The organism is Paenibacillus sp. FSL E2-0177, assembly GCF_037992975.1.
Lineage (GTDB): Bacteria > Bacillota > Bacilli > Paenibacillales > Paenibacillaceae > Paenibacillus_AQ > Paenibacillus_AQ odorifer.
On the sequence record NZ_CP150307.1, the window covers coordinates 2,192,219 to 2,204,701 of the forward strand.

Genomic DNA, 12,483 nt, shown 5'->3' on the forward strand with positions numbered 1-12,483 from the left:
TATTTATAATTAAGCCTGTAAATCGTGGAGGAGGTTGCCGGTCATTATTAAAAAGTGGATCATAAAGCGGTTTGAACCCGTGCTGGAGCTTGTCTCACGCAGGTTGGCGAACAAGCTTATTTTGCTGTTTACAATCATCATTGTTTTGGTGGTGACCTCACTGACATTCATTTCATACGGCATGCTGCGAAAAGAATCGGTGGATAACAGCATCGCCAGTACGAGCAACAATCTGTTGCTTGTCGGCCGGAATCTGGAGAGTTATTTGGACGGCATCGAGCAATTATCCCTGCCGCAAATATCGTATGACGAGATCACCTATGCGATTTTGCATGAATCGGAGGATTATGCCTCGAAGATGTATGTGGAGGACTACTTGAAGAACCTGTACTTCTCCCGCAATGATCTGGAAGCTATCTACCTGTATGTCATCAAGGAGCACAAGTATTATTATGTCACCAAAGAGAACTACAATATTACCGTGCGGGTCGCCGAGCATCCGTCGATTGAGAATCTTTCCTGGTATAAAAAAGCGCTGGCCAGCCCGTTTAACCGTTCTTACCAGTCTTTTGTAAAAAACCAAACCTCGATGATCAATAGCTCCGACTACCCTATAAATAAGGATAAAAGCTTCATGGGCTACCATCGATTGCTGCGCTCTATAGTCTCCAGGGAACCGCAGGCGGTGCTCTCCCTTTATTTCAACTCCTCGGTTACGGACGAGATTATGAAGGATATTCCCTTCAGTAAAGGGCAGCACCTAATGTACGTCAGTCCCGATAATGAACCTTTTGTGGTGGATGACCCCGGGTTTTATCAACAGAGTGAACAAGCGGGACTGCTTAAGGAGCTGACACCAGCCTCAGGAGGACGCGTGACGTGGTCGGATAAAGAAGAGAAGTATCTAGTGATTTATGACATCAGCAAAAAAGAAGGCTGGAAGCTGATTAAGCCGATTCCCTACAAAGAAATTTATGAAGCGGCCACAACAACACGCAAATTGAACTATTTCATAGGACTGTTATTTTTAATCGTTTCGGTCATCTTGGTCAGCTTTATTTCGAACAAAATAACGAGCCCGCTAAAGAATCTGTCGCTGCAGATGAAGCGGTTCAGTACAGGCAGCTTTGACGCTGAAGCACAGGTTGAAGGAAAGGATGAAATTGCCTATCTGTCTCGCCACTTCAATAAGATGGTGGAAAAGACGAATGAGCTGATCAATGAACGGTACAAAATGAAAATTGTCGAGAAAAATGCTGTACTCAAAGCACTGGAAGCTGAGATCAATCCGCATTTCTTATATAATGCCCTGCAAGCCATTTCCACCAAGGCGCTGAAAAACAACAATGATGATATTGTTGATATGGTCGATAATCTTGCTATGACGCTGAGATACTGCATTAGTGGCAAAGATGTGGTCCATGCCAGAGAGGAATTAAAGCATATTGAACGTTATTTAGCGCTGCAGAAGGCCCGTTTCGGAAATAGAATGCAGGTGGCCTACCAGTGGGAAGACCCTTTGCTGGAGCTGGAGATTCCGAAGCTGTCCATTCAGACCTTGGTAGAAAACTGCATCAAGCATGCGCTGGAAAAAGTATCCACAACGATCACAATTACCATTGAAGCGCATGTGACGCCTAGCCATACTGTTATTTCAGTGACGGATGATGGACCGGGGTTTAGCGGGGAGCGGCTGGAGCAAGTGAGAAATTCTCTTCAAATCCAGTGGGAGGATCAGGGCGGAGAAGACGCTGTAGAAAGTGACACGGAAAGCATTGGACTGAAAAATTTGAACACGCGGCTGAAGCTTTTGTATGGTGAGGCTGCGGGTTTGGCCATTACCAGTGATGCTGGCGGAACAAAGATGGACATGCGGTTACCGCGGGGAGGGATTAACCATGTATAAAGTACTGATTATAGATGATGAGGAACCGTTGCGTGAGGCGATCAACATCCTGGGAGACTGGAAAGGACTAGGTGTCGATCAGGTACTGGAGGCTACGGATGGAAGTATGGGGCTAGCCATGCTGCGTGAGCAAAAGATCGATCTCGTATTGGTCGACATGAAGATGCCGGAGCTGAACGGAAGTGAGCTGCTGCAGATCGTGGAGAAGGAGTTCCCGGAACTGCTGACGATTGTAATCAGCGGCTACAATGATTTTGAATATACCCGCCAGGCTATCCGTTCTAAGGTAGTTGATTATTTATTAAAGCCGGTCAACCGGGGGGATTTGAATGCGGCCTTACGTAAAGCTATCGATGTGCTGGAGGCTAAACGCAAGAAAGAAAGCGAGTTCATCAACAGGAACATTACGCTCAACATGTCTCTGCCGAAGCTAAAGGAGAAAATCTATCTGTCGATCATTGAGCGCAGCTTCAAAAATCAGTCCAACGAGGCTTTTCTGCCGTTGATCGGCGCCGATACGACCGGAAACTATTTTGCTGCGGGTGTACTGCGGGTGCTCAATTTGGAACAAGTGCGTCGTAATCGCTTCCATGAGGACCGGGATTTGCTGCATTTTGCCGTCACAAATGTGATTAATGAGAATAGCGATGAGCATTTTCAGGCTTTCAGCTTCGCCAGCCATAAGGGAGAACGCGAGTTTATCGCCATCTTCACGATGAAAGGCGGCTATGAGGAGGACGCAACTTTCCGCTCTTTACATCATATGAAGAAGTTAGTCTCGACGCTGAAAGAGCTGTTCGGAATTGTTGTTGCCGGAGGAATCGGACAGCCCTATGGTGACATCATGGCGCTTGCTCAATCCTATGAGACTGCCAAAGCCTCTCTCGACGGGATTGACCTCCTGACGCTGAAGGGAGCGATTGTCACAAATAGCAGCAACGATACTTCCCAGGGGAAAGATAATCCTTCCTTGACGGGACGTATGCCCTTGATTCGCAACGCACTGGAGAGCGGGAACATCAATCATGCCAAAAGTATTTTAAGCGAATTCACGAAGAAATGGGAGGCTTCCGGACGTTTTAATCTGGGCGAGGCTGACCGGCAGATAGAGGAGTTTATTATTTTGCTGAACGATATTGCCACGGAGCTGGATGCGATCCCCGAACGTATTCGCGGCGGTAAAGATAAAGGATTGCGTGGGCTAGGCATCGGAAGCGATTTTGCTTCCTTTGGCGAATTTGAGCGGGTGCTGAGCGGAATTCTAGATTGCTATGGCAATGAAATCAGCAAAAGCCTTGCTGGCAATCGCCCCAGCGTACTGGAAAATATTAAAGCATACATTGATAATCACTATTTTGAGAATATTAAAATATCGATGTTCACGGATAAATATTTCCTGAGCAGAGAATACTTGATGAAACTTTTTAAAGGGCAATATGGTTATGGCATACATGAGTATGTACAAAAGGTAAGAATGGACAAGGCAAAGGAGCTGCTATCCACCCCCGATTTGAAAATCCAAGACATTTCCGAGATGTTGGGGTACAAGGACAAAAATTATTTCAGCAAGGCGTTCCGTAATTATTATGACTGTTCACCTTCTGAATATCGGGTTCTGCTATTGAACGGGGAGGAGTGAAGCGGTTACATGAACACACTTTTTTACCCTAATAAGTTCACTTATGTACATTCTTATCCTTTTTCTTTTTCATTAGAATTGTCTCAAGACCACTAGATGCATGAGGAAAAGGGGGCAACATCATGTTAAAAAGATTTATGGCTTTATCTGCGAGTCTGCTGCTCGTCGGCGGATTACTGGCGGGTTGCGGCGGAAACAACAATGCCGCTAACAATAGCGGAACAGGGAATACTCCTGCCACAGATTCTGGCAAGCCGGTCACGATTAATATGTTCACCGCATCACCCGAGTACACTGATGCTTTTAACGCTTATATTGCCGAGTACAAGAAAGTTAAACCGAATGTGACGATTAATCTGGAGATTATGCAGGCTGACTACAATACGGTGCTCAAATCGAAGATTGCTGCGGGAAGTACACCTGACGTATTCCAGACCACAGCGGGCGGAGATATTGATACCTTTGCGGAGTATAGTGCTGACCTAACTAATGAGCCACTGGCTGCGGCGATGACCGATGCAGTGCGTTCTAACATGAGTTCTTCGGACGGTAAAGTGCTCGGTCTTCCGGTAAAAGGAAATCTATTTGTCCTGATGTACAATAAGAAACTGTTGGCTGATGCTGGGATTACAGAAGTTCCTAAGACAACAGCCCAAATGGACGATGCGATTACTAAGCTTGAAGCTAAAGGCATTACTCCTTTTGCCAACGCTTATAAAGAGTGGTGGGTATGGAAACACATCTTCCAACACTTCGTAGATGCGGCAGCCCAAGATGCGGGTACGGATGCTAAGACATTAGTAAACGATTTTATTGCCGGAAAAACCACGATCAAGGATCACCCGGTGCTGTACAATAACTTCTTCAGCTTCGTTGATACCACTGTTAAACATGGCACAGACAAACCGCTTGAACGGGACAGCAATGCTGAAGTCAGCGACTTTGCATCCGGCAAAACAGCGTTCATGACGGGTAAAGGCGCATGGGATGAAGAAGCCATTAAGAAAATTACACCGGACTTCGACCTGGGTATTATGGGTTACCCAGTCAGCGACAAGGCTGAACAGTCCCAGATTATTACTGGTGCGGATCAAGCCCTCCGTATCAATAAGGATTCTGCTGTAGCTGCTGAGACTATTGAATTCTTCAACTGGCTGTATACTTCTGAATACGGTAAGAACTGGTTCTCTACAGTAGCTAAGGTTATTCCTCCAATTAAGGATGCTCCAATGCCTGACCTGCAAATGCCAAAAGAAATGGAAGAAATCCTCAAAACAGAGAAATCCGGCGACCTGTCCGTGAACTATTCTCTGGATACCTTCCACCAAAAATTTGGTGAGCTCATGCAGGCTTACATCGGCGGCAGCAAAACTAAGGATCAAGCCATCGATGAAATTCAAAAAGCTTGGATTCAATTCGGATCGGCAGAATAACTAGGTTCAGATCAGGGGGCGGGCTCCAAGGTAAGATTCACTTACTGGAGAACCGTCCCTTTTTTATATGTTATATAATCATAAGAAGATACTGAGACAAAGTCAGGAGGTACATTATTGTGAATAGCAAAATGATTGAAATCATTGAAAATGGACTATATCTTACGATTGAAGTTACGGAAGATCAGGATGTTCGGCTATTGCATTTTGGAGCGGCACCTTTGGAAGTAGTCATAGCGGATAAGAACAAGCAAGGCTTCCGGCTGCTGGAGCTGCAATTATCGGGTGAAGACCGCGCCGAATATCACGGGCGTACACACCGAGCATCCTATCCGGGTCTTCGGATGGTATATGCGGGGCACAGCGATACAGTGAATGTGCTCGGACGTAAACTGGAGTTTAGCTTGGCTGATCCGATTTCGGGAATCCAGGCAGTGCAGCATTTTCAGTTCTACAAGGGTGTGCAAATCGTTCGAAGCTGGACAGTGCTAAAAAATGCTGGAGAAGCTGAGGTGGCAGTGGAATACATCTCCTCCTTTGCTCTTACAGGTGTAGACAAAGAGGGGGGCGGGGAGCGCAATGATAAGATTGAAGTAACCCTTGCTCACAGCGGATGGCAGAGTGAACTTCAGTGGCGTACCTACCGCCTGCCTGAGCTTGGGATGTATCATTTGGCAGACCGTGGCTCCAAACGAATTGCCGCAAGCAATACAGGCTCTTGGTCAGCAGCGGAACTTCTGCCGATGGCAGTTTTGCATAATAAGGAGAGCGGGACAAGCTTGTTCTGGCAGATTGAGCATAACGGCTCTTGGCATTGGGAGCTGACGGATCAATACGATCAGCTTACCCTGCTGGTCAGCGGACCTACAGAACATGATAACCATTGGTGGCTGAAGCTAGCTCCCGGTGAAGAGTTTACTTCAGTACCAGCAGCTGTAGGTGCAGTGCGGGGAGGATTTCAGGGCGCGGCAGAACAGCTTACGGTATATCGCCGGATGATCCGCAGACCTAATGAGGATAATGAGCTGCTGCGGATTATTTTTAATGACTATATGAATTGCCTATGGGGAAGCCCAACGACTGAGAAGCTACTGCCTTTAATTGATGCTGCCGCAGAAGTAGGTTGTGAATATTTCTGTATTGATGCTGGCTGGTATGCACCCGGAGAGTGGTGGGATGGCGTAGGCCAGTGGGAGCCTTCCAGCGAACGGTTTCCGGAAGGGATTAAATATGTGCTCGACTATATCCGCAGTAAAGGGATGATACCCGGACTATGGCTTGAGCTGGAGGTTATGGGCATCAACAGCCCGAAGCTTGCGGAGACTGATGACAGCTGGTTTTTCATGCGGCATGGTAAAAGGGTTAAGGACCGTAGCCGCTATCAGCTAGATTACCGCAACCCGAAAGTCATTGATCATGCAAACGGTGTTATTGCGCGTCTGGTTGAGCAGTACGGTGTAGGATACATTAAAATGGATTACAACATCAATGCAGGCATTGGGACAGAAACGGATGCGGACAGCTTCGGAGATGGGCTGCTACAGCATAACCGCGCTTATCTGGCTTGGTTGGACAGCATCTTTGTTCGTTATCCGAACCTTGTAATCGAGAACTGTTCCAGCGGGGGAATGCGCATGGATTATGCGATGCTCAGCCGACACAGCATCCAGTCTACTAGCGACCAGGAGGATTATGTACAGTATGCGGCCATTGCCGCAGGTTCTCCGGCAGCGCTGACACCGGAGCAGTCCGCAGTTTGGTCTTATCCGCTGCGCGAGGGGGACGATGAGGAAGTCATCTTCAATATGGTTAATGCGCTGTTGCTTCGTGTACACCAGAGCGGTCATTTGGCGGAGCTTGAACCTCACCGCAGAAGTCTAGTTAAAGAAGCGCTGGATTATTACAAAACCATTCGCAGTGATATCCCACACGCCACGCCCTTCTGGCCACTCGGCCTGCCGGACAGTGAGGGCGAATGGGTCAGCCTTGGCCTGCGGCGCGGCGAACGACGGTATGTCGCGGTATGGCGGATTGCCGGAGAAGCTGCGAATGTCCAATTGCCGATGGTAGAGCTGAAGGGACTTGAACCAGCGATCGCCTGTGCCTATCCTCAGCAGCATAGCTCAACCTGGAAATGGGATAAATCGGCAGGGGTTTTGACGGTGGCGCTCCCACCAGGAAAAACAGCGAGATTGTTTGAGATTACTTCGTAAAGCTTGCGGCGGGCCTGCTCTCCTTCAATCTGATGTTTGGGGAGCGGTCGCTGTAGCTTGCTAGGGAAATAGTTTATTCACTGCCTTTCTAATTCGGTCAGGATTGGCGTATCTGCTGAAAGTATGTTTAGAAAAGGCAGTACAATGATCGTTTCGAATTCATTATTTTCAGCGTTAGTAACCAGATGACCTCCGTATTTTTCGGTGACACTTTGAATATTTGTTAAGCCGAATCCGTGAAAAGCGGGATTCTCTTTAAAATTATGCTGTACTATAGTGCTAGAATCGTTCCGTGAGTTGGTGACTTGGATAAACAATGAAGTATCAGTAGTGAAAATTAGCAGCAGAATAAATCTATCTTCTTTTTTGGGAACTCTTGCAGCGGCGTTTAGAGCATTATCCAGCACGTTCCCGATCACGGTACATAAGTCAAACCGATCAATATCAATAGCTTCGGCGTGTATATGAATATCATAATTCATAGCAATTTTGTGTTCACAAGCAATATTTAGCGCGTTACCAATTAAAGAATCAATTACCAAATTACCTGTTGATAGTTTTAGAGAAGGCTGATGAATTTGACCGAGCATTGAATTAATATGATGGATAGATTCCTGAATCTCATTCTTCTGAATACAAGTCCGGACATATACCAATTGCTTGTTCGTATCATGGATAACTTGTTTGATGCTTGTAAGGGAATGTGCGGTTTTTTCATAGCTGTTGTGTTGATAATCCATCTGTTTATGTAATTGCAGATTTTCTTTAGTCAGTTTGGCATTTTCATTAATTTTACCGAATAAAAGGATGGTTTCTCTGATTAGCAGAATAAGCAACATCATGATTACCATTGATAGATAAAGAGTCGTCATCCTCGTTCTTTGAATTGTGCAATCATATAATAGGCGTAGGTTTCTTTAACCTCTTTTGCCTGAGTACGGCCAATAGGAAACTGCTCTTGATTGTGCATGATTACGGAAGTAGCTGTAAACTTATGGACATGTTCCAGATTAACAATAACGGAACGATGAATAAGCATAAACGGACGGTTTAGTTTACTTATATATTCTGAAATTGTACCTGAAATTATGTAATGCTGCATTGAGGTAATGATCTTTAGCCGGTTTTTAGCCAAGGAATGTTTGATTTTAACAATCGCAATAACGTCAGAATTTTTGATCACGATATGTCCATCTTCAGTTTTAATCATTAGAAACCTATTTACAGAAGAAATGATATAGTTACATAGCTTTATTATCTTTGCCTCAAAATACTCATAGTCTACCGGTTTAATCAAATAATGGAAGGGTTGCACATCAAAGCTGTTCATTACGTACTGCGGATAGTTAGTCAAAAAAATAATTTGAACCTCTCGATCCGGAAGTGCACGGATTTTTTTTGCAACCTCGATTCCATTTAATCCTCTCAGTTCAATATCCATTAGAAGTATATGAAAAGGATAACTACTCTGTTGATTATAATAGTGAAGCAATTCCTCACCACAGGTAAAATATTGAATCTCGAAAGAGTAAGCCGTGCTTTTCATAAGTCTTGGGAGATATCCCTTTAGCAACTCGTGTTCCTTTTTCTCGTCATCACATACGGCTATGCGTAACAAAGTCATTCCCCCCATAATTAAATTTGTTAATCTTCAGAGATACAAAAACCTGACACAAAACGTCATTCAGCCTCCTATTTCAACCATTAGCTACCAAATTACCCCAAATATTCTTTTATATGATATATTGATAGCGTTCTCAATGTCAAACCGAAGCTTGAAAGTAGAAGAGGATATATTCTATGAATGATAAGAATACCCTTAAAAAACTTATCAGATTATTCAAACCGCATAAAAAGAATTTATGTTTTATTTTTCTGCTCTTAATATTTTCTACTTTGATTAGTTCCATTTTGCCGATGTTCAACAAAATCATTATTGATGAAGGATTTATGAAATCAGATGTTAGAACCATTATTTTAACGGCAATCTACATTTTTCTTTTGTCAATGTCTAGTAGCTTTTTAGATTTGCTCAAAGAAAAACAAAGAATAAAAATAGCTTCAAATATTATCTACTCCTTGCATAAAGCTGCATTTGATCTACTTATGAAAGTGAAAGTGAAATATTTCACTGATAAAAACTGCAGTGAAATTTTAAATCGCGTTAGTACCGATATATCGAATATTTCGCAAATAACGGATGGTAGCATGCTTTTTATTGTTAGTCAGTGTTTTAGTTTGGTAGGAGGAGTTATTGGACTTTTTATCATAAGTTGGGAACTTACACTCATTGTGCTTATTTTAATCCCTATAGAATATTTTATTTTGAAATCGTTTGCTAAAAAAAGAAAGATGCTTGCGGAAAAATACATCACGAAAGATGGAGAATATTCGCATTGGTTTGAGGATAGTTTGAACGGTGTGAAGGAGACAAGGCTTTTTAATTTATTCGTTTTCAAAGAAAAAGAATTTGCGGACAAGCAGAATCAAGTAATAACCTCCCATATGGGAATCAGTTTATTGGACAATTGGCGGATTACTGTGGAGAGATTTCTAATTGGAGGACTAGTTCTTCTTATATATGCTTCTGGATCGACGATGATATTAGATTCAAAGCTTTCGGTAGGAAGCATATTTGCTTTTATTACCTACAGCGCTTATGTAACCACTCCTATCTCATCGATGTTGAATATTGGATACTTATTGTCGGGAATAATGCCTTCTGCCCGAAGGTATTATTCGTTGCTCGAGGAAGAAATCGAAGCTTGTGATGTAGAATCCGACAACATTGGTATGAAGCGACTCAATCCTTTTGGGAGCATTCAGTTTGAAAATGTAAGCTTTGCTTATGATACTGAACTGATCTTGTCAAATGTGAATTTCACGATTGGCAGCCATGAGAAAGTGGCCATTGTAGGAATGAATGGTTCGGGGAAGTCTACAATCCTAAATTTAATCCAGAGGTTTTACGAACCACTTGCAGGACGAATTTTATTCGATGGAGTGGATATTAAGGCTATTAATTTGAATGAATATCGGGAATTAATTTCGACCGTTAGTCAAGAGGTATATCTTTTTGACACAACCATCGAAAATAACATAAAGCTTTACAGTGAAACCCATGAGGAGCAGTATAGACAGGCTATTGAGGCTACCCAATTATTAGAGAAGAATACAAGCCAGTTTAAGAATTATGTCGTAGGTTCTAATGGGAACAAGTTGTCCGGTGGACAAAAACAAAAAATCGCGATAGCCAGAGCATTAGTAAAAAGCAGGCCCATGGTGATTTTTGATGAAGCGACCTCCAACCTTGATCTTCACTCTGAACAAGCAATTAACCATCTATTAGATACAGTACTCAGTAACAATACAGTGATTATAGTCAGTCATAGGCCGGAAATTCTGAAGCATGTGGATAGAGTAATCTTTTTAGAAAAAGGTCGGGTATCCGATATTGGACTTCATGAGGAGTTGTCCTATACAAATGAAAGGTATCGGCTCATCACTCAACAGCATCAATTCGTTTAATGGGTTTACCCTTCGAGTGATTTAAATATCAAATATTGATATTTAGATAAATACGATTTGAAAGGAGGAATAGGCATATGAAACAACTTGTAAAAAGAACAAATGCAAATTATGAAACGTTGGAGGCATATGCAGCTTGCAGTGCATGTCCTTGTTATGCATGTACATGCAATGCCAGCGGATCAAACAAAGCAGCCATGAAACAAGTAACCTATACTGGTAACTCCATGAAGATGACTGCTATTGGAATCGGGTAGTAAGTGCAATCTTAAGTATAGCTAAGAGCAGGATGGCTAAATGGCTTTATTAAAAAAGCTGTCCTGCTTCACTTTTAGAGTGGGGGGAGTTCAGGTGCCAGTATTTCATTTATTTGAAACGGTAACGGGAAAATATATGTTCGATGCGAATGCAAATACATTTCTTAAATTAAATGAAAGATCTTATCAGGCTTTGTTGAACTATAGAAATTCAAACTTTGAACAAGTGGAACCGGAGATTCAAAACTTATTTGATTCCGGTTTTTTGGCGGAGAAACAGGATTTTGAGATGATTCATCCCATGAGCGACTCTTTGCAGCACAATTTAAGCAGAAGCGTTGGCTCGATAACTTTGCAGGTCACGCAAAACTGTAATTTAAGATGCAGCTATTGCGCGTATTCAGGGAGCTACTTACACAGAGTACATACCAATAAGAGAATGAAAAAAGAGGTTGCTTTGAAAGCAATTAAGTTTTTGATTGAGCACTCCGTAGATTCTCCAATTATTAATATTGGATTTTATGGAGGAGAGCCCTTACTGGAAATGGACTTAATAAAAGCTTGTGTTGCTTATGCCAGAGAACAAAGTGCGGGCAAAGAACTAACGTTTAACCTTACTACAAATGCAACTTTAATTACCGACGAAACCTTAGAGTTCTTATCTTCTAATGATTTTAATTTAACGATCAGCCTGGACGGCGATGAAGTCGCGCATGATAGAAACCGAGTTTTTGCGGTAAATAATAAAGGTAGTTTTCAGACTATTATGGATAATATTGAAAATATCAAAAACAAAACACCAGACTATGTTGATAAAGTGATGTTCAATGCAGTTATTGATCCAAATTCAGATTTTAGCTGTTCCACAAACTTTTTTTCAAACTATGAGACCGTAAAAGACTTTGCTGTTATGGCAAGTGATATAGCAAGTAGCTACAAAAAAAGTGAGTCCTTAATCAATGACAGTTTTATCAAGATGTATAATTACGAAGTTTTCAAATTATTTCTTTATAAATTTGATAGGCTTAAGAAAAATGATGTATCCAAGCTGGTGATGGAAAGCTTTGATCAAATCCAGGAGAATGTCCATAACAGGCTTAGAATCTCTTTCTATGATGTAAAAAAAGACCATCATTCCGGACCGTGTGTTCCAGGAGTACAACGATTGTTTGTGAATGCTGACGGTGCTCTGTATCCCTGTGAAAGAGTTAGTGAAGCATCTAGTGTAATGAGGATTGGGCATATAGATACAGGCTTTGAATTGGATAATATCCGGAACATACTAAACATTGGAACAATAACGGAGAAAGAATGCAAAGAGTGCTGGGCCTTTAGATATTGCACTTCTTGTGCAATGGCCGCCGATGATATCAGTGAGTTTTCTGCTGCCAAAAAATTAAGTATCTGCAATAAAGTTAAAGAAAACACTGAGAGTTTGTTTAAAGATTATTGCGTACTAAGAGAGTTAGGCTACGACTTTGATAAAGAAAAAGTGTAATGGGGGAGA

The 12,483-nt window shown here is 42.6% G+C and carries 9 protein-coding genes; 7 read left to right on the top strand and 2 right to left on the bottom strand.

Going from position 1 to position 12,483, the window contains the following annotated elements:
- Positions 1-43: 43 nt before the first annotated feature.
- From MHI25_RS09680 to MHI25_RS09695, 4 genes are all read left to right on the top strand, one after another.
- On the top strand, positions 44-1,906 hold the full coding sequence (locus MHI25_RS09680) for a sensor histidine kinase (RefSeq protein WP_340395669.1): 1,863 nt from the start codon (positions 44-46) through the stop codon (positions 1,904-1,906).
- Entirely contained in the window at positions 1,899-3,545 is a 1,647-nt protein-coding gene (locus MHI25_RS09685) for a response regulator (RefSeq protein WP_076301319.1), read from the top strand. Before MHI25_RS09680 ends, MHI25_RS09685 begins: the two co-directional genes overlap by 8 nt.
- 122 nt (positions 3,546-3,667) lie before the next feature.
- Positions 3,668-4,978, top strand: coding sequence for an extracellular solute-binding protein (locus MHI25_RS09690; protein ID WP_076124844.1), 1,311 nt, complete (start codon positions 3,668-3,670; stop codon positions 4,976-4,978).
- 131 nt (positions 4,979-5,109) lie between these two features.
- Positions 5,110-7,191, top strand: coding sequence for a glycoside hydrolase family 36 protein (locus MHI25_RS09695; protein ID WP_340012705.1), 2,082 nt, complete (start codon positions 5,110-5,112; stop codon positions 7,189-7,191).
- Between the two features lie 77 nt (positions 7,192-7,268).
- Here MHI25_RS09695 and MHI25_RS09700 read toward each other — a convergent pair whose 3' ends face one another.
- Complete coding sequence (locus MHI25_RS09700) at positions 7,269-8,042, bottom strand: GHKL domain-containing protein (RefSeq protein WP_076184251.1); 774 nt, start codon at positions 8,040-8,042, stop codon at positions 7,269-7,271.
- A 17-nt stretch (positions 8,043-8,059) separates the two neighbouring features.
- Positions 8,060-8,809: a LytTR family DNA-binding domain-containing protein gene (locus MHI25_RS09705; RefSeq protein WP_340395337.1), complete on the bottom strand. Its 750-nt coding sequence runs from the start codon at positions 8,807-8,809 to the stop codon at positions 8,060-8,062.
- Between the two features lie 182 nt (positions 8,810-8,991).
- Here MHI25_RS09705 and MHI25_RS09710 point away from each other — a divergent pair, with 182 nt between their 5' ends.
- From MHI25_RS09710 to ccpM, 3 genes are all read left to right on the top strand, one after another.
- The gene (locus tag MHI25_RS09710; RefSeq protein WP_076179649.1) at positions 8,992-10,719 is read left to right on the top strand and encodes an ABC transporter ATP-binding protein; all 1,728 of its coding nucleotides are present in this window, start codon (positions 8,992-8,994) and stop codon (positions 10,717-10,719) included.
- 77 nt (positions 10,720-10,796) lie between these two features.
- The gene (locus tag MHI25_RS09715; RefSeq protein WP_036684027.1) at positions 10,797-10,976 is read left to right on the top strand and encodes a CLI_3235 family bacteriocin precursor; all 180 of its coding nucleotides are present in this window, start codon (positions 10,797-10,799) and stop codon (positions 10,974-10,976) included.
- Between the two features lie 40 nt (positions 10,977-11,016).
- Positions 11,017-12,474 carry a Cys-rich peptide radical SAM maturase CcpM gene (gene ccpM, locus MHI25_RS09720; protein WP_217904434.1) on the top strand — a complete coding sequence of 486 codons (1,458 nt, stop codon included), beginning with the start codon at positions 11,017-11,019 and terminating at the stop codon, positions 12,472-12,474.
- The last annotated feature ends 9 nt before the right edge of the window (positions 12,475-12,483 follow it).